Origin of the sequence: Nakamurella multipartita DSM 44233, from assembly GCF_000024365.1 — a bacterium.
Lineage (GTDB): Bacteria > Actinomycetota > Actinomycetes > Mycobacteriales > Nakamurellaceae > Nakamurella > Nakamurella multipartita.
In genome coordinates this window covers 4698084-4721050 of sequence record NC_013235.1, presented here as the reverse complement: position 1 = coordinate 4721050, position 22967 = coordinate 4698084, and the positions used below count along the sequence as shown (strand labels likewise).

The window sequence follows — 22967 nt, the reverse complement described above, 5'->3', positions numbered from 1 at the left end:
CCGGGCGGGCACAATGCAGCGGTGATCTCGGTCGAACTCGCCACCGCCCTGCGCGCCGCGGGCCTGGTCTGGCACCCGCAGTCCGGTGACCGGTTCGTGCTGACCCGTGGCACCTTCGACGGGGAGGTGTTCACCCTGTCGGACATGGTGGTGCAGGCGCACGAGGCGGCCAGCGGCGCGGTGCTGGCCTTCAACGGGACGACCGAGTGGGCGTTGGACTCAACCTCGGCCGACGACGCGCTGTGGCTGCCGCGGGAGGACCAGCTCCGTGAGCTGCTGGGCGGGGCGTTCCGGACGCTGATCCGGCAGGACGAGCGGTACGTGGTGCGCACCGCATTGCCGGGCGCGCCCGCCACCGAGCACGGCGCGGCCGACCCGGCGCAGGCCTACGGGGCCGCGCTGCTCGAGCTGATCCGCCGGGCCACCGACTGAGCGGGCCGGACGGGCCGCTCAGCTCCGGTTGCGCCAGTCGCCGCCCCACATGGCGCTGGTCACGACGGCGATCAGCGCCGGGATCAGGAACACCAGCCAGGTCTTGGTGACGAAGAACAGCACCAGGCTCAGGATGCCGGAGGCGGCCAGCAGCACCGCCGCGCCGCGTTGCGCCGGCGTCCGCGCATCGTCCGGCCGGGCCGGGGACGCGGCCGGACGCATCGCCGGCGGCGGCGCGCTCACCGTGGCCGGACCCGGCAGGGTGGGGTGCGGCAGCGGCAGGTCGGTGAACAGCGCCCGCAGGTCGGCCACCGTGCGGGCCTGGGTGACCTGCGCGCTGCGGGTGCCGAACTCGTCCAGGTCGATCCGGCCCTTGCCCAGGTGCTCGCTGAGCGCGTCCAGGGCCGAGTTGCGTTCGGCGTCGCCGATCCGGATCTGCGACGGATCGGGTCCCGATGATGGCGCGCTCACGTCGTCGACTCTAGGCGCACCGGCGACCGGGCCGCCGCCGAACCCGATCACCCGGCGTAGGACCCCCGGGTGAACTCGTCCAGCAGGCTGGGTCGTCGCGGCGCCCAGCCCAGCGCCCGGGCCCGGGCCGCGTCCGCGCCCTGGTCGATCAGCAACGCGTCGGCGAACGAAGCGCCCAACCGGGCCCGGGTGCCGGCGACGTCCTGGGCCGCCACCCCGGCCGGGCCGGCCACCGCCGCGGCCAGCTCACGCACGGTCGGATTGCCCGGCGCGGCGGCGACGACGTGACCGAAGCCCGAGCCCTGCTCAAGCAGCTGCACATACAGCTCGGCCAGGTCGTCGACGTGCACGGTCACCCAGTGCTGCCGGCCGTCGCCGATCAGGGTCAGGGCGCCGTCCTCAGTGCGCGGACCGCCGGCGACCAGGGCCGGGATGCCGCGGCCGTGGCCGTAGACGATCCCGGGGACGACCACCGTGGCAGCCACGTCCGCGCCGAGCAGGGACTGCTCGACCGGCACCCGCCAGGCCACGATGGCCGGCGGGTCGACCGGGGACTGCTCGGTGATGTGCCGGTTGGCGCCGTAGAGCCAGATGCCGCCGGTGTGCAGGTAGGGGCGGCCGGTGCCGCCGAACGCATGGCCGACCGCCTTGACGACGCCGGCGTCGAGGTCGGCGTCGGTGCCGTCGCCGGCCGCGGCGGCATGGATGGCCCCGTCGCCGTGCGCGAGGTGCCCGGTCAGCCAATCCGGGTCGGTGAGGTCGCCGATGACCGCAGTGGCCCCGCGGCCGGCCACGGCGGCGGCCGCCTGATCGCTGCGGACGAGGGCGATGACGTCGTGGTCGCGGGCGAGGAGACGATCCAGCACAGCACTGCCGATGAAACCGGTCCCGCCGGTGATGATGATCTTCATGGAACCTGATGGTATGAATTGGATACCAATTACTTCAACGGAACCCGATCACCCCGAGGTAACCATGCGCGAGGTCATCACGCCCGAATCGACCACGCCCGGACCGACCACGTCCGAATCAACCATGGACCCGACCACCGATGCGAGCTTCGACGTGTTCGCCGTCGACTGCCCGAGCCGGGTCATCCTGCAGCGGATCGGCGACCGCTGGTCGATGTTCGTGATCGCCGCCCTGAGCGCGCGTCCGCTGCGGTTCACCCAACTCAAGAACCACATCGGCGGTATCACCCCGAAGGTGCTCACCGAGACCCTGCGGGCATTGGAGACCGACGGACTGGTCGCGCGCCGGGCCTTCGCCGAGATGCCGCCCCGGGTGGAGTACCGGCTCACCCCGCTCGGCCTGTCGTTGCTCGAACCGATCAACGCCGTCCGGGCCTGGGCCGAGCGCAACGTTGCGCAGGTGCTGGCCGCCCGGGCCCGGGCCGGCGGCTGAGGGCGCCGGCCGGGATCGGGTCGGGTTCAGGCGGGTCGGGCCGGCTCGGGTGGGCTCGGGTGGGCTCAGACCCGTCCGGACCGGAACCAGTCGGCCAACCGGGCGAAGCCCTCGTCCAGGCCGACCGCCGGCCGCCAGTGCAGGGCGGCCTGGGCGGGGGCCTGGCGGAACCAGTGCGCGGTGGCCAGCTGCTCGGCCAGGAACCGGGTCATCGGCGGATCGTCGGTGCGGCCGGTGCGCGCCCAGACCTGCTCGACCAGCGACCCGCCCGCGACGGCCAGCCACCTCGGGACGTGCCGGGGGGTCACGGTCAGGCCGGCCGCGGCCAGCACCCGGGCGGTCAGTTCGGCCGCCGTGCGCGGCTGCCCGTTGGACAGGACGAACACCCGCCCACCCAGCCGGGGGGCCTGATCCAGCGCGGCCACCAGCGCGTCCGCGGCGTTGTCCACGTACAGGGTGTCGACCAGGGCGGTGCCGGGGCCGACGAGGGCCAGGCGGCCGCGCCGGGCCCGGTCCACCACCCGGCCGACCAGCTGGGTGTCGCCCGGTCCCCAGATCAGGTGCGGACGCAGCACCACCACCGGCATCGCCGGCGACGAGGCCGCCAGGGCGGCCCGCTCGCCCAGCGCCTTGCTCCGGGCGTAGGCGCCGCGGGCGGTCGCCGGGTTCGCCGGATCGGCCTCGGCGCCGACCAGGGAGCGCCCGGCATGGGCCACCGACGGCGACGAGACGTGCACGAACGCCCCGGCCCCGGCCCGGCGGGCGGCGGCCAGCAGATTGGCGGTGCCGGTGACGTTGACCCGTTCGAACTCGGACCACGGGCCGGCCGCGCCGACCCGGGCGGCCAGGTGAATGACGGCGTCCTGCCCGGCGCAGGCCCGTTCCACGGCATCCGGGTCGGTGAGCGAGCCGCGGAGCGCGCGTCCGGGCAGGTCGGTGGTCCCGCGCTGCAGGGTGGTGACCTCGTCGCCCCGGTCCACCAGGCGCCGGACGGTCACCCGCCCGACCAGGCTGGTGGCCCCGGTGACCAGGACCTTCACGGCGTGCGGGGCCGGCGGCCCTGCAGGGCGCGCGCGGCCCAGCCGGCCAGCCGGGTGCGGTCGATCTTGGAGTTGTGCCGCCGATCGACCGGCAGCCGGGGCAGCTCGAACACGGCAACGACGTCCCGGTCGCCGGCCACCGCGCGGACCTGGTCGAGCCGGTCCAGCCCGGCCAACCGGGGCCGGCTCGGCGGATCGAACCGGCCATCGGGGTCCACGGTGAGCAGCACCACGAGCTGCTGGGCGCCGACCGGCCCGACCCCGACCACGGCCGCGGCCCGGACGCCGGGCAGGTCCTCGACGGCCTGCTCCAGCCCGACCGGCGCGACCGGGCCGTCCGGGGTGGTGATGACGTGCCCCAGCCGGCCGCCGATCCACAGCCGCCCGGCCCGGTCGAGCCGGCCGACGTCGCCGGTGGCGTGCCAGCCGGCCGGCTGCGAGGCGAGGAACTCGGTGTGCCAGAGCCGGTCGTACCCGGCGCGGGCGTGCGCGGCCCGCACCACCACCTCGCCGAGCACGTCGGGCTGCTCGAGCAGGTCCCCGGTGGGCCGGCCTCGCTCGTCCAGCCGACGGATCCGCACGGCGACCCCGGGCGCGGGCGAGCCGACGCACACCCCGTCGCCGCCGGTCGCCGCCCGGATCTCGGCCAGGCTGATGGTGGCCACCGGCAGGCACTCGGTCATCCCGTACGGCGTGTGCGCGGCCGCGTTGGGAAACAGCTCGGCCGCGGCGGCCAGCAGGGACGGGCGGACCGGGGCCCCGGCCGACAGCAGCAGCCGCACCCGGGCGAAGGCGGCCCGGTGCGCCTCGGTCAGCGCGTCGCGGGTGGCCACCACGTTCGCCAGCGCGGCGGGGGAGGCGAACACCAGCGTCGCGTCGACCGCGACTGCGGCGTCGCCCAGGGCGGTGGCGGTCAGCGTGCCCGGCCGGGCGACGTCCATGTCGGGTACCACCGACGGGATGCCGGCCGCCGGGCCGTAGAGCGCGAACGGCGCGAACGCGGCGACCAGCCGGTCGTCGGGGGTCACGTCGTACAGGCCGGCGAGCACGTCGCGCTGCGCGGTCAGCCGGCCGTGGGTGTACCGCACGCCCTTGGACGGTCCGGTGGCCCCGGAGGTGAAGACGACGGCGGCCTCGTCCGCGGTGGTCGGGGGCGGGGGCAGCGGGGCGGTCGCGGTCCGCAGGGTCGGCAGGTCGCCGACGACGTCGAGCAGCCCGGGGGCCCGCAGGGTGCGGGTGCTGATCCGGCGGCCGGGCCAGCGCAGCGCGCGCGCCGCGACCAGCGCCTTCGGGATGCCGACCAGATACGCCGGGGCGGCGGCCCGGATCGCCGCGCTCATGCCGGCCGGGCCGAGACCGGAATCGATCAGCACGGCGACCGCACCGATCCGCCAGCACGCGTACAGGGTCACGGCCAGATCGATGCCCGGCGGGATCATCAGCGCGACCCGATCGCCGGGGCGCACCCCGGTGTGCCCCAGGCCGGCCGCGGTCCGCCCGACCAGGTCGGCGAATTCGCCGAAGGTCACGGAGCGGGCGCCGGCCGGCCGGCCCGGCGCCCCCAGCTCGAGGATCGCCGGCCGGTCGCCCAGCTCGCCGTGCGGGTCGGGCAGGGTGGACGGTTCGTCGGTGATCAGTTCGTCGGTAGCCGGTTCGTGGGTGACCGCCGCGTGGACCGGTTCGGCGGCGGCCCGGTCCGGCCGCCGCCGGCCCAGGGTGGAGATCCAGTCCACGACCACGCCGGCCACGTCGGCGTCCTCGGGCAGCAGGTGCCCGGCCCGGGCGTACCGGTGCACGTCGGCGTGCGGCAGCCGCCGCTCCAGGTCGTGCAGGTAGGTGTCGGAGAACACCGGGTCGGCCGCGCCCCACATCATCAGCACCGGCACCCGGCTCAGGGCGTCCAGGCCGCCGGCGATGCCGTCGAGCACGGCCGCGCTGGGATGGTCGGTCTCGATCGGGATGTCGGCGACGAAGTCCTCGATCGCGGCCCGCCGGTCGGCCGACCGGTAGGGGGCGCGGAACGCCCGCCGGACCGGGCCGCGCAGCCGCGGGTGCGACATGGCCAGCGCGCCGTCGATGAACGCGGTCGAGCGCACGGTCAGGGTCGGCAGCAGCCAGCGGGACCGGACCAGCCGGATGACCGCGGGCCCCCGGGTGCCGCTGACCGCGGTGTTGGTCAGCACCACGCCGGCCAGCCGGTCCCGGTGCCGCAACGCCCAGCCGAGCGAGATCGCGCCGCCCCAGTCGTGCCCGACGGTGACCACCGGGCCGGTCAGGCGCAGCTCGTCGGTCAGTTCGGTCAGCTCGTCGATCCGATCGCCGGCCCGCCGCAACCGGCCGGTGCGCTCGGAAAAGCCCATGTCCAGCTGGTCGACCGCGATCACCCGGACCCGCGGCGGGGCCTGCCGCAGCAGCGAGCGGAACAGGTAGGACCAGGACGGGTTGCCGTGCACGCACAGCAGGGTCAGCGCCGGATCCGCCGTCCGGTTGTCCAGCAGGTGCCAGGTGCGGCCGACGCCGTCGGTGCCCGGCACCCGGACCAGCCGGGACCAGGCCGGATCGAGGCCGTCGAGATCGGCCGGCGGCCGACGGGCGGGGGCCGGGGGGACGGTGGGGGCTACCACCGGAGTTCGATGACCCCGACGTTCAGGCCCGAGCCGATCCCCATGCACAGGACGATATCGCCCGGGCTCAGCTCGTCGGCCACGGTGGCCAGCGTGATCGGGATGGCCGCCGGACCGATGTTGCCGTACCGGGCGAACGTCGTCGGCACCTTGGCCGGATCGACGCCCAGGGTGCGGATCATCGCCTTGGTGTGCACCTCGGAGACCTGATGAAAGATGTACCGGTCCCGGCTGCCCCACGCGGCGGTCGCCCCGGCCTGCGCCCAGGCCGCGCCGGCCAGCTCGATGCCGGCCTCCAGCAGCGCCCGGGAGTCGGTGACGCCCCCGTCGATGGTGCCGATGCACAGCTCGTGGTGGCGGGTCTCGGCGCGGAAGAAGCCGTCGAGCAGCTGGTGTCCCTCCGGATGGGCCGAGTGGCGACCGAGCACCATCGCGGCCGCACCCGAGCCGAGGGTGAAGGTGGCGAAGTTGGCCAGCAGATCGGGCAGGCCCTCGCCGCGTTCGTTGAGCCGGTCGATGGTGCGGTCGTAGATCTCGCGGGTGCCCTCGCCGTCGACGATCAGCGCGTAGTCGATCTGCCCGGAGTCGATCAGCGCGCCGGCCAGGTGCAGCCCGGTGACGAAGCCCAGGCAGGCGTTGGACACGTCGAAGTTCAGGCAGTTCGGGGGCAGATCGAGCAGGTGGTGCACGCTCACCGCGCTGGAGGGCTCCAGCCGGGCCCGGGAGACGCTGGTGTCGATGACGACGCCGATCCGGGCGCGGTCGATGCCGGCCGCCGCGATCGCGGCCTCGCCGGCCCGGGCGGCCGCCTGGATGAAGGACACCTCGGCCGGCCACTGCCGCCGCTCGAAGTCGCCGGCCAGCGAGGTGACCAGGCCGGACATGCTGCGGGTGCGGGCGTAGAACGGGGCCAGCCGCCGGTCGACATCGGCCGAGGTGACCACCAGCGGGGCCGGACCGGCGTCGAGGGACAGGATCGCGACGTCATGAAAGCGGAAGTCGGAATTCCCCGTCATCCCCGGCTGCGCTCGGTGAGGGCAACCGCGCCATCGTGGGTCCGCGCAACCATTGGTTTAGGGTAACTGAGTGCTCGACAAGGCTCCGGCCGTGCCACTGGGCGGCTGGACCGGGCCGATAACGCCGGCTTTTGGGCCGAACGAGGTCGCCGCGCTCACGCACCGTATCCGGGACACCGCGTTCGTCGTCGTCAACCCGGCGACCGGCGCGCACGGCGTCGTCACGCAGGGTGCTGCGGTGCCGGCGGAGACGCCGGGTGCGCTGCGACTGGTCGGGGTGCTGCCGCCGCTGTACCCGGAGTGGCTCGGTGACCGGAACTTCACCCAGACCCACGGGGTCCGTTTCCCCTACGTCGCCGGGGAGATGGCCAACGGCATCGCCACCACGACGATGGTCATCGAGATGGCCCGCCACGGCTACCTGGGCTTCTTCGGGGCGGCCGGGTTGGACGCCGGCCGGGTCGGCGCCGCGATCGACGAGTTGCACGCCGCCCTGGGCCGCGAGTCCACGGCGTGGGGGAGCAACCTGATCCACTCGCCGAACGAACCGGCCCTCGAAGAGGCCGTGGCCGAGCTGTATCTGACCCGTGGGGTGCGCAAAGTATCGGCCAGCGCGTACATGTCGCTCACCCCGGCGATCGTGCGGTACGCCTACACCGGCGTCCGGGTCGACGCTTCCGGCACCATCCACCGGCCGAACATGGTCTTCGCCAAGGTGTCCCGGCCCGAGGTGGCCCGGCAATTCCTGGAACCGGCACCGGCGGCGATGCTGGCCGGGCTGGTCGACGCCGGCCGGCTCACCCCGGACGAGGCGCGGCTGGCCGCCGGGCTGCCGGTCGCCGAGGACATCACCGTGGAGAGCGACAGTGGCGGCCACACCGACAACCGGCCGCTGGCGCCGCTGTTCGCCGCCATCGCCGCCGTCCGCGACGAGGTGGTGGCGGCCCGCGGGTACCGGCGTCCGGTTCGGTTGGGCGCCGCCGGCGGGATCGGCACCCCGCAGGCGGTGGCCGCGGCCTTCGCCCTGGGCGCGTCCTACGTGCTGACCGGGTCGGTCAACCAGGCCTGCGTCGAGGCCGGGATCGCGGCCGACGCCAAAGCCATGCTGGCCGCCGCGGACATCGCCGACGTCACGATGGCACCGGCCGCCGACATGTTCGAGCTCGGGGTGTCCCTGCAGGTGCTGCGGCGGGGGACCATGTTCGCGAGCCGCGCCCGCAAGCTCTCCGCGCTCTATCGCGCGCATCCCAGCCTGGAGGCGATCGCCCCGGCGGAGCTGGCCGCCCTGGAGAAGCAGATCCTGGGCCAGTCCGTCGCCGACTGCTGGACGCAGACCCGCGCGTTCTGGCTGGAGCGGGACCCCGAGCAGGTCAGCCGGGCCGAGGCCGACCCGCGGCACCGGATGGCGCTGGTGTTCCGCAGCTACCTGGGCCTGTCCAGCCGCTGGTCGATCGAGGGCCGCGCCGAGCGCCGGCTGGACTACCAGATCTGGTGCGGCCCGGCGATGGGTGCGTTCAACGCGTGGACGGCCGGATCGTTCCTGGCCGAACCGGGGAACCGGACCGTTAGCCAGGTCGCGCATAACCTGATGGAAGGGGCGGCGGTGCTGACCCGGGCCCAGCAGCTGCGCACCTTCGGGGTGGCAGTGCCGCCCGAGGCCTTCACCTACCGTCCCCGGCTCTTGCGGTGACCGCCCGGCGGCCCGGACCGGGCCGGCAGCCAGGGCCATCCGCAGCTACTTCACAAGGACGTCGACGATGAGTCAACCGGGCACCACCACCAGACCGCCGATCGCCGTGGTCGGGGTGTCGGCGCTGTTCCCGGGCTCGTCCGACGTCACCGGTTTCTGGCGGGACATCCTGGCCGGGACCGATCGGATGACGCCGGTCCCGCCGACCCACTGGCTGGTCGACGACTACTTCGACGCCGACCCGGCGGCGATCGACAAGACCTATGGCCGCCGGGGCGGCTTCCTGGACCCGGTCGATCTGGATCCGATCGCCTTCGGGGTGCCGCCCAGCGTGGTCCCGGCCACCGACACCGCGCAGCTGCTGGCCCTGATCGTGGCCCAGCAGGTGCTCGACGACGCCGTTCGCGGCCAGTTCACCGAGCTGGACCGCTCCCGGGTCTCGGTCATCCTGGGCGTCACCTCCGGGCAGGAGCTGCTGGGGGCGATGGCCAGCCGGATGAACCGGCCGATGTGGCTGCAGGGGATGCGCCGGGCCGGGGTCCCCGAGGATGTCGCCCAGCGGGCCTGCGAGCAGATCGCCGACCTGCACCCGGCCTGGGCCGAGAGCACCTTCCCGGGTCTGCTGGGCAACGTGGTCGCCGGCCGGGTGGCCAACCGGCTCAACCTGGGCGGCACCAACTGCGTCACCGACGCCGCCTGCGCGTCCTCGTTCTCGGCGATCTCCATGGGCATCAACGAGCTGTACCTGGGTGACAGCGACCTGGTCATCTCCGGTGGCGTCGACACCATGAACGACATCCTGATGTACATGTGCTTTTCCAAGACGCCGGCGCTGTCGCGGACCGAGGACATCCGGCCGTTCTCCGATCAGGCCGACGGAACCATGCTCGGCGAGGGCATCGGCATGGTCGCGCTCAAGCGGCTGGCCGACGCCGAACGCGACGGCAACCGGATCTACTGCGTGATCAACGGGGTCGGCGCCAGCTCGGACGGCCGGGCCAAGAGCGTGTACGCACCGGTCCCGGCCGGGCAGGCCCGGGCGATCGAGGCGGCCTACGCCAAGGCCGGCTACGGTGCCGACACGGTCGAGCTGGTCGAGGCCCACGGCACCGGCACCGTCGCCGGCGACGCGGCCGAGTTCGCCGGCCTGGAAACAGTTTTCAACGCCACCGGGCGCGCCGACCGGCAGTGGTGCGCGCTGGGTACGGTCAAGAGCCAGATCGGCCACACCAAGGCGGCGGCCGGTGCGGCCGGGCTGATCAAGACGATCATGGCCTTGCAGCACCGCGTGCTGCCGCCGACGGCCAAGGTGCAGCGGCCCAACCCAAAGTTGGACCTGGGCGCCTCCCCGTTCCACCTGACCACCAGAGCGCTGCCCTGGGTGCGGGATTCGGCGCATCCGCGCCGAGGATCGGTCAGCTCCTTCGGGTTCGGCGGCTCCAACTTCCACATCGCCCTGTCCGAGTACACCGGCTCGGGCAACCGGGCGCCCCGCCGGCGCACCAGCGACGTCGAACTGCTGGTGTTCAGCCGTGCCGATGCGGCGGCGATCGCGGCCGAGCTCGAACAGGTCCGGCAGGGACTGGAGAATGCCGACGGTCCCGCTGATCTGGCCCGCCTCGCGTGGGACAGCCAGCGCCGCTTCGATTCCGGGGCGGCCAGCCGGCTGTCCGTGCTGGTCACCGTGACCGCCGGGGCCGCGGACCTGCGGGCCAAACTGGACCAGGCGATCGGGCTGCTGCGCCGCAGTCCGGCCGCCGCGTTCCAGACCCCGACCGGCATCGCCTACGGCACCGGCGCCCCCGCCGGCGAGCTGGCCTTCCTGTTCCCCGGGCAGGGCAGCCAGTACCCGTTCATGGGGGCCGACCTGGCCATGCAGTTCGGGGCGGCCATCGCCGCCTGGGACGCCGCCGCCGACGCCTGTGACGGACCGGAGCCGTTGCCCGGCCTGGTCTTTCCCGTCCGCACCTTCGCCGACGACGAGCCGGTTGCGCAGCGGGAACGGCTGACCGCGACGCAGTGGGCGCAACCGGCGATCGCCGCGACCAGCCTGTCGATGCTGCGGGTGCTGGACGCGATCGGGGTCCGGGCCGACCACGTCGCCGGGCACAGCTTCGGCGAGATCACCGCGCTGCACGCGGCCGGGGCGCTGTCCGCGGCCGACGCGGTGCGGGTGGCCCGCCGCCGGGGCGAACTGATGGCCCAGGCCGCGCAGATCCCGGGCGCGATGACCGCGGTCGTCGCCGGCCTCGACCAGCTGCGGGAGCTGGTCGACGCGTCGGCCGACGTGGTGATCGCCAACCACAACAGCCCGACCCAGGTGGTGCTGTCCGGCCCGACCAGCGCGATCGAACGGGTCGAGGGCGAGCTGGGCCGGCTGGGCCTGACCTTCCGCCGGCTGCCGGTCGCGACCGCCTTCCACTCGTCGGTCGTCGACGGGGCCGGCGCCGCCTTCACCGAGTACCTGGCCACGGTCGACGTGCGCCCGCCGGTCGCCGTGGTGCACGCCAACGAGACGGCCGCGCCCTACCCGACCGAGGCCGACGCCGTGCGCGCCCAGCTGGGGCGTCAGCTCACCCGGCCGGTGCGGTTCGTGGAGCTGATCGAGGGCATGTACGCCCGCGGCGTGCGGACCTTCCTGGAGGTCGGCCCGTCCTCGGTGCTCACCGGGCTGGTCGACGCCATCCTGGGCGAGCGCGACCACCGGGCCATCGCTCTGGACAACCGGACCAAGGGCGGGCTCGGCGCCTTCCTCGGCGGCCTGGGCCAACTCGCCGCCGCCGGGGTGGCCATCGACTTCGCCCCGCTGTGGGCCGAGTACGGCTCACCGGCCGACGAACCGGCCGCGGTCAAGCCCGGTTTCACGATCCCGATCAACGGGGCCAATTACGGCAAGCCGTACCCCGGCGACCTGGCCGAGCTGGTCGGCCCGAACCCGGACTCGGGGTCCGTCCCGGTCACGCCGCCCGCGCCGCCATCGGTGCCGGTGGCGCCCGTCCCGGTTGCCCCGGTCCCGGCTCCACCGCCGGCCGTCCCCGCTGCCGCGATGCCCGCCGCCCCACCCCGATCGGAGCCTGTCGTGTCCGCGACCCCGCCCGCTGTGCCGTCCCCGTTGCCGTCGGCGCCGCCGAGCCCGGCCGGCGGGCCGTCGGACGAGGTGTTGGCCGTCTACCAGGCCGTGCAGCTGCAGACCGCGCAGGCGCACACCGCGTACCTGAACACCGTCGCCCAGGCCCACGGCGCGTTCCTGCAGACCGCGCAGCAGAGTCTGGCCGCGGTCGGCTGGCTGGCCGGTGCCGAGACCGGACTGCTTCCGGCCGCCCCCGTGGCCGCCGGTGTGGCCGCTGACGCCCCGGCGCCGGTGATCGCCGCCCCGGCCGTTCCGGCGCCGCCGGCTCCCAGTGCGGCGCCGTCCGCTCCCGTGCCGCCCCCGGCGCCGGTCGTCGCGGTGCCGCCGCCGACCCCGCCGGCCCCGTCTGTGCCCAGCGCGGCGCCGGCGCCGGCCTCGATCGAGGTGGTTGCGGGGGCGGGTCCGTCGTTGGCGGAGGTGACGTCGGCGTTGGTCGCGGTGGTGGCGGACAAGACGGGGTATCCGGCGGAGATGTTGTCGTTGGAGATGGAGCTGGAGTCGGATCTGGGGATTGATTCGATCAAGCGGGTGCAGATTCTGAGTGCGATGCAGGATCGGATGCCGCAGTTGCCGGTGGTGGATGCGTCGGCGATGGCGCGGTTGTTGACGTTGCGGCAGATCGTGGACCGCTTGGCCGAGGAGCTGGGCGAGCCGGCGGTGCCGGTGGCGCCGGGCCCGGTCGAGGTGGTTGCGGGGGCGGGTCCGTCGTTGGCGGAGGTGACGTCGGCGTTGGTCGCGGTGGTGGCGGAGAAGACGGGGTATCCGGCGGAGATGTTGTCGTTGGAGATGGAGCTGGAGTCGGATCTGGGGATTGATTCGATCAAGCGGGTGCAGATTCTGAGTGCGATGCAGGATCGGATGCCGCAGTTGCCGGTGGTGGATGCGTCGGCGATGGCGCGGTTGTTGACGTTGCGGCAGATCGTGGATCACCTGGCCGAGGAGCTCGGCGAACCCGTTGCACAGGCTGTTTCCGCCGAGCCGGCCCGGATCGACCAGGGCCCCGGTCCCGAACTCGGCCGGCTGGTCACCGAAGCGGTCGAATCGTCCGGGTCCGGCGCCGGTGCCCTGGCCGGGCTCGGCGGCCGCGTCGCCGTGACCGACGACGGCGGCGGCGTCGGCGCCGCCCTGGTCGACGTGCTCACCGGCCACGGGCTGGACGCCGAACTCGTCGGCGAGCTGACCGGCAACGGCTACGCGGGGGTGGTCTTCCTCGGCGGGCTGCGCGCGCTGACCGACGTCACCGACGCCGCCGCGGTCAACACCGAGGCCTTCCGGGCCGCCCGCGCGGCCGGCTCGACCAGCGAGTCCTTCGTCACCGTCAGCGATCTCGGCGGTTCCTTCGGCCGGGACGATCTGGACCCGACCCGGGCCTGGACGTCCGGTCTGACCGGTCTGGTGCGCACCGCCGCGCTGGAATGGCCGGCCACTCGGGTGCAGGCGATCGACATCCAACGGGCCGCCCGCGGCCCGCAGGACGTGGCCCGGGCCATCGGCGACGAGCTGCTGCGCGGCGGTCAGGAGATCGAGGTCGGCATCCGGGCCGACGGCACCCGGCTGACCCTGAGCAGCGTGCCCGCGCGGGTCGACGGCGGAGCGATGCCGCTGGGCCCCGACGACGTCATCGTCGCCTCCGGCGGCGGGCGCGGCGTCACCGCAGCCACCATGGTCGAGCTGGCCCGGGCCACCCGGGCCCGTTTCGTCCTGCTCGGCCGCTCGCCGCTGGACCCGGAACCGGCGGTCTGCGCCGGCGCCGCCGACGACGTCGCGCTCAAGCGGGCGCTGCTGGACGACGCGACCGCCCACGGCCGCACCGTCACCCCCGCCGAGCTAGGCCGGCAGGTCCGGGCCATCCTGGCCAACCGCGAGATCCGGCAGACCCTCGAGCAGATCGAGGCCGCCGGCGGCCAGGCCCGTTACCTGGCCGTCGACGTCACCGACGCGGACGCCGTCGCCCAGGCGCTGCAACGGGTCCGGCAGGAGGTCGGACCGATCACCGGCGTGGTGCACGGCGCCGGTGTGCTGGCCGACCGGCGCATCGTGGACAAGACCGACGCGCAGTTCGACGCCGTGTTCCGGACCAAGGTGCAGGGCCTGCGCTCGCTGCTGGCCGCGACCGCCGCCGACGAGTTGCGACTGCTCTGTGTCTTCTCCTCGGTGGCCGCCCGGACCGGGAACGAGGGCCAGGCCGACTACGCGATGGCCAACGAGGTGCTCAACAAGGTCGCGGTGGCCGAACGGACCCGCCGCGGACCGGGTTGCATCGTCAAGTCCTTCGCCTGGGGGCCGTGGTCCGGCGGCATGGTCGACGACGCGCTGGCCCAGCGGTTCCGGTCGATGGGGGTTGCGTTGCTGCCGCTGGACGTGGGCGCCGCGATGTTCGTCGCCGAGATCGCCAGCCCGCAGGTCGACCAGGTCGAGGTGATGATCGGTAGCGCGACCCTAGGCGCGCCGGCGGCAGCGAGCCGAGGCGCATGACGGCGGCGTTCTCGCCGATCGCCATCGTCGGCCGGGCCTGCCTGCTGCCGGGCGCGTCCGGCCCCGAGGAGCTGTGGCAGGCGGTGGTCGCCGGGCGGGACCTGATCAGCTCGGTGCCGGCCGGCCGGTGGGGGATCGCCCCGGCGGACGTGCTGTGTGCGGGACCCGCGGACAGCGTGGACCGCACCTGGTCCGACCGTGGTGGGTACGTGCGCGGCTTCGACGAGCTGTTCGATCCCCACGGGTTCGCCGTCCCGGCCGCCGAGGTGGCCGCGCTGGACCCGGTTTTCCGATGGACCCTGCACACCGCCCGGCAGGCCCTGCGCGACGCCGGGCGGACCGGCGACGACCCGGCCCGGTTCGGCGCCGTGTTCGGCAACTTGTCGTTCCCGTCGGCCGGCATGGCCGCCTACACCCAGGCCACCGCGTTGGCCGCGGTGCCCGGCTTCGAGACCGACCAGGCGCCGCCCGATCCGCGCAACCGGTTCTCCTCCGGGCTGCCGGCGTTGGTCCTCGAACGCGCACTCGGGCTGGGGGCGGGGGCGTTCGCGCTCGACGCGGCCTGCGCCAGCAGCCTGTACGCGGTCAAGCTGGCCTGCGACCGGCTGCACGACGGCACCGCCGACCTGATGCTGGCCGGGGCGGTCAACTGCGCCGACGACCTGTGCATCCACCTGGGTTTCACCGCGCTGCAGGCGCTGAGCCGGACCGGACGGTCCCGTCCCTTCCACCGCGACGCGGACGGCCTGGTGCCGGCCGAGGGCTGCGGCTTCGTCGCGCTGCGCCGGCTGGCCGACGCCCAGCGCGACGGTGACGTCATCCACGGCGTCATCCGCGGGGTCGGCCTGTCCAACGACGGCCGGGGCCGCGGGATGCTGGTGCCGGCCGCCACCGGCCAGGCCCGGGCCATGCGCGCGGCGCTCGACCTGGCCGGACTGCAACCGGGCGATGTCTCGCTGCTGGAATGCCACGCCACCGGCACCCAGGCCGGCGACGCCACCGAGATCCGGTCCACCGCCGAGATCTACGGCGCCGCCGCCGATCTGCCCATTGGTTCGCTCAAATCCAATACCGGGCACCTGATCGCCGCGGCTGGCATCGCCGGGCTGATCAAGGTGCTGGAGGCGATGCGGCACGAGGTGCGACCGCCGACCCTGCACGCCGACCAACCGCTCGACGCCCTGGCCGGTTCCCCGCTGCGGTTGCTGACCCAGGCCGAAACCTGGGACCGCGCGGGCACCTCCGACGGGGTCCGGCGGGCCGCGGTGTCGGCCTTCGGATTCGGCGGCAACAACGCCCACCTCATCGTCGAGGAACCGGGAGCCGCCATGGCGGCTCCGGCGGCCCTGGCCACGCCCCCGGTCCCGACCACGCTGGCGGTGGTCGGCCTCGGCGTCAGCGCGGCCTCGGCGGTCGGCCGGGAGGCCTTCACCGCCGCCCTGCTCGGCCAGCACCCGGGCCTGGACGAGACCGGGGCCGGCCGGATGCCGCCCATCGAGCTGGAGCTGGGCCGCCAGCGGTTCCCCCCCAACGATCTGAAGGCGGCCCTGCCGCAGCAGCTGGCCGTGGTCCAGGTGGCCACCGAGGCGATCGACTCGTGCACGGTCCGGCCCGGTCCGGGCACCGGCGTCTACGTCGGGATGGGCGTGGATCCCGAGGCCGCCCGCTTCGGCGTGCGCTGGCGCATCGCCACGCTGGCTCGGGAACGGGGGTACCCGGCCGAGTGGGTGGCGGCCGCCCGCGCGGACATCGGGCCGCCGCTGGACGCGGCCGCCGTGCTGGGCACCATGCCCAACATCGTGGCCAACCGGCTCAACAGCCAGTTCGACCTGGGCGGGGCGAGCCTGACGGTCAGCTCCGAGGAACGCAGCGGGCTGGACGCGCTCGACCTGGCCGCCCGCGCGCTGCGGGCGCACGAGATCGACACCGCCGTGGTGGCCGCGGTCGACATGTCCTGCGACCCCGTGCACCAGGCTGCGATCGCCGGCGCGGTCACCGGGGTCGGGGACCGGCCGGTGCCCGTTGACGCCGCCGTCGCGCTGGTGCTCAAACGGCTCGCCGACGCCGAACGGGACGGCGACCAGGTGCTCGCGCTGCTGCCCGGGACGCCGCCCGGCCTCGCGCCGGACGCCGACCTGCAGTTCACGGTCGGCGGGGCGGTCAGTGGGCCGGTCAACGGGCCGGTCAGTGGTCAGGTGGGCGGGTCCGGGACCAATCTGGCCCCGCTGTTCGGGCACGCGCATGTCGCCGCCGGACTGCTGCACGTGGCCGCCGCCGCGCTCGCCCTGCATCTGCGGGTGGCCCCCGGCGGACGGCCGTTGCTGCCCAACGGCAGCGATCGGAACCCGGTGGCCGACGACGGGCGCGGGCCGCGGACGGCGTCCGTCGCCGTCGATGCGATGGACGGGATCGCCCGCCGCACCGTCATTCTCACCGACGCGGCCAGCCATCCGGCGCCGCCGCGCACCGTCCCGCCGCGGCTGCACGTGTTCTCCGGGGCCGACCGCGCGGAGGTGCTGGCCCAGTTGGCCGCGGGCCGCCCCTCGACCGACGGCCCGGCCCGGCTGGTCCTGGTCGCCGCCGACGATGAGCAGCTGGCCGACCGGGCGGCGCGGGCTCGGCGGCACCTGGCCGAGGGCTATCCGCCCGGCGAGGGCGTGCACTTTCGCGCCGCCCCGCTCGCCGGTGAGCTGGCCTTCGTGTTCACCGCGGCCGGCGCCGCCTACCCCGGGATGGGCGCCGACCTGCTCCGGGCGGTGCCCGAACTGCTCGACCCGATCGGCGCCCGGTTCCCGCTGCGGGACACCGCCGGGTGGGTCTTCGAGCCGGCCGCGCCGGACCCCAGCCCGACCGAGTACCTGTGGGGCACCGCGATGCTCAGCCAGGCGCACGCCCGACTCACCAGGCAGGTGTGGGGGCTGGCCCCGGCCGCGGCCATCGGCTACTCGTCGGGGGAGAGCAACAGCCTGTTCGCGTTCGACGTGTGGACCGACATGGACGCCATGCGCCGCGAGATCGCCGAGAGCGGGCTGATGGACCCCGAACTCGGCGTCGAGTTCCGCGCCGTCGCCCGGGCCTGGGGAACCGGGTCGGCGCGGTGGGCGATGTGGAACGTGCTCGCCCCGATCGCGGCGGTGCGGGCGGCCATCGCCGGTGTGGACCGGGTCCATCTGGCCATCGTCAACGGCGCCGACGACGTGGTGATCGGCGGTGACGCCGCCGCCTGCGAGCAGGTGGTCGCGACGATCGGCCGCGCCCGCTGCCGCCCGGTGGACTACAACCTGGCCTGCCACGTGCCCGAGGTCGCGACCGCGTTCCACCAGCCGTGGCGCGACATCCACACCCGGGCCGTGACCCCGATGCCCGGAGTGCGCTACTACTCCAACGGCGCCGGTGGGGCCTACCCGGTGTCCACCGAGGCGTGCGCGGAGATGATCACCCGGCAGGCCGAGACGACGCTGGACTTCCCGGCCACGGTCCGGGCCGCCTACGCCGACGGGGTCCGCATCTTCCTCGAACACGGGCCGGGCGGCGCCTGCACCCAGTTCATCCGCGAGATCCTCTCCGGGCAGGACATTCTCGCCGTCGCGCTGGACCGGCGGGACCGTGGCGTCGGGCAGCTGTTCGAGGCCGCCGCGGCCCTGGTCGCGGCCGGTGTCCCGGTCGATCACGAGGCGCTGGCCGCGCGGCTGACCCCGCCGGCGGCTCCCGCGTCGAGGACGGCCCCGGCCGGGCCGATGCTGAGCGTGCCGACCCATCGACCGCCGGTCCGGCTGCCGGCCCCACCCGCGGTCCGCGCGGCCGAGGCCATCAGCGCTCACCCCATCAGCGCTCACCCCGCCAGCGCTGACCTCACCAGTGGTGGCCCCGCAAACGAAGGGGCGGCCCAGTGGATGGCGCCCGCTCCCGCGCTGCCCCCGGTCCACGCGACCACCGGGCCGATGCCGGCCGCGCCGGAACCGATCCCGCCGGCGGCCGCGCCTGAACCGGCCCCGGCGCGGGCCACTGCGGCGCCGGCCGCCGTCGCGGTCCCCGCCGCCGGCGAGAACGCTGCCGGCGAGAACTCAGCCGGCGAGAACGCTGCCGCCGCCACCATTCGCGGCCTGATGGCCCAGCTCACCGCCGTGCACGACGACTTCCTGCGCCAGCAGGCCACGCTGCACACCCAGTTCCTGGCCACCCGGGTCCCGGGTCCCGGCGGGCCCCGCGCCCCGCTCGCTCGGGCGACGGTGGCGATGCCGCCGGTGCCGGCCCCACCCGCCCTCGCCGCCCCGGCCGTCACTCCGCCGCCCGTCGCGCCGCCCGTCGCGCCGCCCGTTGCCCCGCCGCCGATCACCCCGCCGCCCGTCGCGCCGCCCGCCGCCCCACCGCCGGTGACCCCGCCCGCGCCGACCTCAAGCGAATTCCGGCCGTCCGGGCCGGTCTTCGACCGGGCCCAGCTGACCACCCATTCCTCGGGCCGGATCTCGGAGCTGTTCGGGCCACTGTTCGAAGCCCAGGACGGGTACCGGATCCAGTGCCGGATGCCCGAACCGCCGCTGCTGCTGGCCGACGCGGTCGACGGGATTGACGCGACCATCGGGGTTCTCGGTGAGGGCGTGATCTGGACGTACACCGATGTGCGCGCCGATTCCTGGTATCTCAACGGCGGCGTGATGCCGGCCGGGTTCATGATCGAGTCCGGCCAGGCCGACCTGATGCTGATCAGCTACATGGGCATCGACCTGCTCAACCGCGGCGAACGGGCCTACCGGCTGCTGGGCTGCACCCTGACCTACCACGCCGACCTGCCGGTGCCGGGGGAGCGGCTGGAGTACGAGATCCGGATCACCGGGCACGCCCAGTACGGGGCGGTGCGGCTGTTCTTCTTCGAGTACGACTGCCGCAGCGCCGGGCAGCGCCGGCTCACCGTGCGCGGCGGGCAGGCCGGCTTCTTCAGTCCGGCCGAGCTGCGGGACGCGGCCGGGGTGCTCTGGACCCCCGAGGACGGCGCGGCCGGACTCGCACCCGACGACCGGGTCGACCCGCCGGCCGTCGTCGGCACCAAGAACGCCTTCGACCGCGACGAGGTGCAGGCATTCAGCCAGGGTCGGGTGGTGGACTGCTTCGGCCCCGGCTTCGAGTGGGCGCACACCCACACCCGCACCCCGACGATCCAGTCCGGCGACCAGCTGTTCCTGGACCGGGTCACCCGGTTCGACCCGTCCGGCGGACCCTGGGGGCGGGGGTTCCTGCGCTGCGAGACCACGATCACCGGTGACGAGTGGTTCTTCGACGGGCATTTCAAGAACGACCCGTGCATGCCCGGCAACTTCATGGTCGAGGCGTGCATCCAGGCGCTCTCGTTCTACCTGGCCGCCCTGGGCTTCACCACCCGGCGGGACGGCTGGCGGTTCCAACCGCTGCCCGAGCAACCGTTCGCGCTCCAGTGCCGGGGCGAGGTCAACCGGGAGACCCGGTCCGTCGCCTACGAACTGCACGTCAGCCAGGTCTGGTCGGGGCCGCGACCGACCGTCATCGGCGACGTCATCGGCTTCGTCGACGGGAAGATGGCGTTCCACGCCCACCGGATCGGCGTCGAGCTGACCCCGGGCTGGCCGCTGGACACGCTGCCCGACGCGCACCGGGGCGCCCGGGAAGGCGAGCGTGAGGGGACCGGGCCGGTCGTGGCCACCGACGCCGACGGGTTCGCCTTCGACTACCCGGCCATGCTGGCCTGCGCGTGGGGCCGGCCCACCGAGGCCTTCGGATCGCTGTTCGCCGACTTCGACACCACCCGGCGCCCACCGCGGTTGCCTGGGCCGCCGTATCACTTCATCAGCCGGATCGCCGAGATCCAGGGCCGGCTGGGCCACTGCGAGCCGGGTCTGGAGATCGTCGCCGACTACGACATCCCCGACGATGCGTGGTATTTCGACGCCAACGGGGCGCAGGTCATGCCGTTCGCGGTGCTGCTGGAGGCTGCGCTGCAACCCTGCGGGTGGGTGGCCACCGCGGTGGGTTCGACCCTGGGCGAGGCGGACGATCAGCTGTTCCGCAACCTGGACGGCACCGGCACGCTGAGCGCTGAACTCACCCGCACCGCCGACACCCTGCGCACCCGGGTGCGGTTGACCTCGGTCTCCCGGTCGGGCGGCACCACCATCGAGAGCTTCGAGGTGCAGTGCCTGCTCGGGGAGCGGCCGGTCTATCGGATGGAGACCGTGTTCGGCTTCTTCCCGCCGGCCGCGTTCGAGAACCAGGTCGGCCTGCCGATCTCCGACGAGCATCGCCGGCAGCTCGCCGACACCGGCGTCCCGATGGTCGATCTGACCGCCCGCCCGGAGCGGTACTGCGCCGGCTCGGCCCGGCTGGCCGATCCGATGCTGCTGATGCTGGACCGGGCCGTGCACCTGCCCGGGACCGGCGCCGCCGGTCTCGGCATCGTCCGCGGGGAAAAGGATGTCGACCCGGCGGAGTGGTTCTTCAAGGCCCACTTCTTCCAGGACCCGGTCCAGCCGGGATCGCTGGGCATCGAGGCGCTGCTGCAACTGCTCCAGTTCTTCCTGCTGGACACCGGTGCCGGCGCCGACCTGCCCCATCCCCGGTTCGAGCCGATGATGCTGGACCGGCCGATGACCTGGAAGTACCGCGGGCAGGTCACCCCCGCCCAGCGCCGGATCACCACGGTCATGGAGATCACCGAGGTCGGCACCGACGAACGCGGCCCGTACGTGGTCGGGGCCGGTTCACTGTGGTGCGACGGGCTGCGGATCTACCAGGTGACGCAGATGGGGATGCGTCTGGTTCCCGGTCCGCCGGACGAGAAGTCCGCTCCGGCAACGGTTGCCGAGCTGTCCGCGACCGATCTGATCTCTGCCGCCCGCGACCACTGGGAACGCACCCGGCTGGTCCCCGGCCGCGATCTGGTGATCGGGTTGATCGAGACGTACGTCAACCGGGTGGTGCTCAGCGACGCGACGCGGGAGCGGCTGCGCGGGCGCTCGGTGATCTTCGTGGCCAACCATCAGGTGCAGATCGAGTCGATCATCATCGGCGTCCTGCTGCCGGCCCTGACCGGGGTGGCGATGACGACGGTGGCCAACGCCAAGCACGAGCACGGCTGGGTCGGCCAACTGGTCGACCTGATCCAGGGCTACCCGGGGGCCAGTGCGGACAGCGGCATCGCCTACTACGACCAGACCCGGCCGGCCGCCCTGCTGGAGATCGTCGACGACGCCCGAGCGCGGATGTCGGCCGGCCCGCACGCGTTGTTCCTGCACGTCGAGGGCACCCGGGCGCGGCAGGCGGGCGAACCGGTGACCCGGTGCAGCTCGGTGCTGCTGGACCTGGCCCTGGACCTGGACGTGGCGGTGGTCCCGGTGCGGTTCACCGGGGGTCTGCCGGTCCGGCCGGTGACCGGCAAGGCCGACTTCCCGATCGGTCATGGCGCGCAGGACTACTGGATCGGCGAGCCCATCGAGGCCGCCGAGCTGGCCGCGTTGCCGCTGCGGGAACGGGTGCGTCGGGTGGTCACCGCCATCAACGCCCTGGGCGGTGGACTCACTGCGGACGCTCCGGCGGCGGCCAACCCCGACCTGGCCGACCGGGTCGACCGGTGGCAGCGCCGGACCGGGGCCGCCGAGGCGTTCGCCGTGGCCCGGCAGCTGCTGGACACCGTGGCCGAACCGGGCGAGGACACGATGCTGCTGCGGATGGCCGCCCAGACCGGCGGGTACGCCTCGGACGGCACGCCGCGGGGCGACTGGCTGGCCGCCATGGCCGGCTTGATGGTGGGACCGGCCGGGGCTGGGCCGGCCGCCGGCCCCCCGCTCCCGGAGCGCGCGGGGCCGGCGGTGGTCGACCGCCTGACGATCGGCCGGTCGACCCACCCGCACCTGGCCGATCACGCCATCGACGGGCAGGTGGTGGTCCCGGTCGCCTACGCGGCGCAGTGGCTGGCCCGCGGCGCCCGGGCGGTCACCCCGGGCCGGCAGCTGGTCGAGCTGGCCGGCATCACCCTGTTCCAAGGGGTGGTGCTGGGCGGCTTCGCCGACGGCCGGGACACCCATCTGGACCTCACCGCCGAGCCTGCCGGCGACGACCCCGGGACCGTCCGGCTCGACCTGGTCGACCCGGCCACCGGCCGCCGGCACTACCGCGGCACCGCCATCCTCGCCGACCACCGGCCCACGCCGCCCGGACCCCCGGTCCAGGCCGACCCGTCGGGAGCGCCCCCGCCCTACGGCGACGACATCCTTTTCCACGGGCCGGCTTTCCAGATGATCGAATCCGTCGTACTCGACCCGGCGGCCGGCGGGATGACTGCCCGGCTGCGGTCGGCGGGGGACCTGGACTGGCCGGCCGAACCCTGGAGGGTCGACCCCGCGATCGTGGACCCCGCCATCATCGACGGTGCGCTGCAGTTGGCCCTGCTGTGGACCCGGCACCTGCGGGGCCGGCCCTCCCTGCCCACCGGGATCGAGCGGATCCGGATGTTCGGCGAACCGGCCGGCGGCCCGCACACCGCCACCCTGGCCGGCCGCTCGGCCACGTCCGGCCGGGTGGTGTGTGACGTGGTCATCCGCGACGGGAACGGCGTCGTCGTGCTCGAGCTGCTCGGCGTGGAGACCCACGTCCGCCCCGTCCCCCCGCCCTCGTGTTGATCATGGACAGATGGCCGTTATCCCGCCGCCAGAACGGCCA

10 protein-coding genes are annotated in these 22967 nt (G+C 74.3%); 5 read left to right on the top strand and 5 right to left on the bottom strand.

Annotated features, from left to right (window positions below):
- The first annotated feature begins 21 nt into the window (after positions 1-21).
- Entirely contained in the window at positions 22-432 is a 411-nt protein-coding gene (locus tag NAMU_RS21070) for a hypothetical protein (protein ID WP_015749360.1), read from the top strand.
- A gap of 18 nt (positions 433-450) precedes the next feature.
- Here NAMU_RS21070 and NAMU_RS21065 read toward each other — a convergent pair whose 3' ends face one another.
- Positions 451-903, bottom strand: a complete 453-nt coding sequence (locus NAMU_RS21065; RefSeq protein ID WP_083786058.1) for a DUF1707 SHOCT-like domain-containing protein — start codon at positions 901-903, stop codon at positions 451-453.
- A gap of 47 nt (positions 904-950) precedes the next feature.
- Positions 951-1814 carry an NAD-dependent epimerase/dehydratase family protein gene (locus tag NAMU_RS21060; protein ID WP_015749358.1) on the bottom strand — a complete coding sequence of 288 codons (864 nt, stop codon included), beginning with the start codon at positions 1812-1814 and terminating at the stop codon, positions 951-953.
- Between the two features lie 124 nt (positions 1815-1938).
- Between NAMU_RS21060 and NAMU_RS21055 the strand changes: the two genes are divergently transcribed.
- Complete coding sequence (locus NAMU_RS21055; RefSeq protein ID WP_015749357.1) at positions 1939-2307, top strand: winged helix-turn-helix transcriptional regulator; 369 nt, start codon at positions 1939-1941, stop codon at positions 2305-2307.
- Between the two features lie 65 nt (positions 2308-2372).
- Here NAMU_RS21055 and NAMU_RS21050 read toward each other — a convergent pair whose 3' ends face one another.
- From NAMU_RS21050 to NAMU_RS21040, 3 genes are read right to left on the bottom strand one after another with little or no spacing between them, the layout of a single operon-like run.
- Positions 2373-3347 carry an NAD-dependent epimerase/dehydratase family protein gene (locus NAMU_RS21050; protein ID WP_015749356.1) on the bottom strand — a complete coding sequence of 325 codons (975 nt, stop codon included), beginning with the start codon at positions 3345-3347 and terminating at the stop codon, positions 2373-2375.
- Positions 3344-5971, bottom strand: coding sequence for an alpha/beta fold hydrolase (locus NAMU_RS21045; protein WP_015749355.1), 2628 nt, complete (start codon positions 5969-5971; stop codon positions 3344-3346). Before NAMU_RS21045 ends, NAMU_RS21050 begins: the two co-directional genes overlap by 4 nt.
- Entirely contained in the window at positions 5965-6987 is a 1023-nt protein-coding gene (locus NAMU_RS21040; protein WP_015749354.1) for a 3-oxoacyl-ACP synthase III, read from the bottom strand. Before NAMU_RS21040 ends, NAMU_RS21045 begins: the two co-directional genes overlap by 7 nt.
- Positions 6988-7057: 70 nt before the next feature.
- Here NAMU_RS21040 and NAMU_RS21035 point away from each other — a divergent pair, with 70 nt between their 5' ends.
- From NAMU_RS21035 to NAMU_RS21025, 3 genes are all read left to right on the top strand, one after another.
- A complete protein-coding gene (locus NAMU_RS21035; protein WP_015749353.1) occupies positions 7058-8677 on the top strand; it encodes a PfaD family polyunsaturated fatty acid/polyketide biosynthesis protein in 1620 nt (539 codons plus the stop codon).
- A 67-nt stretch (positions 8678-8744) separates the two neighbouring features.
- Positions 8745-14282: a type I polyketide synthase gene (locus tag NAMU_RS30110; protein WP_015749352.1), complete on the top strand. Its 5538-nt coding sequence runs from the start codon at positions 8745-8747 to the stop codon at positions 14280-14282.
- On the top strand, positions 14279-22927 hold the full coding sequence (locus NAMU_RS21025; RefSeq protein ID WP_015749351.1) for a type I polyketide synthase: 8649 nt from the start codon (positions 14279-14281) through the stop codon (positions 22925-22927). The genes NAMU_RS30110 and NAMU_RS21025 overlap by 4 nt, the downstream gene beginning before the upstream one ends.
- Positions 22928-22967: the final 40 nt, after the last annotated feature.

Coding starts and splice junctions, on each gene's coding strand:
- NAMU_RS21060 (WP_015749358.1), bottom strand. CDS start 1,814: ATGAAGATCATCATCACCGGCGGGACCGGTTTCATCGGCAGTGCTGTG.
- NAMU_RS21055 (WP_015749357.1), top strand. CDS start 1,939: ATGGACCCGACCACCGATGCGAGCTTCGACGTGTTCGCCGTCGACTGC.
- NAMU_RS21025 (WP_015749351.1), top strand. CDS start 14,279: ATGACGGCGGCGTTCTCGCCGATCGCCATCGTCGGCCGGGCCTGCCTG.
- NAMU_RS21040 (WP_015749354.1), bottom strand. CDS start 6,987: ATGACGGGGAATTCCGACTTCCGCTTTCATGACGTCGCGATCCTGTCC.
- NAMU_RS30110 (WP_015749352.1), top strand. CDS start 8,745: ATGAGTCAACCGGGCACCACCACCAGACCGCCGATCGCCGTGGTCGGG.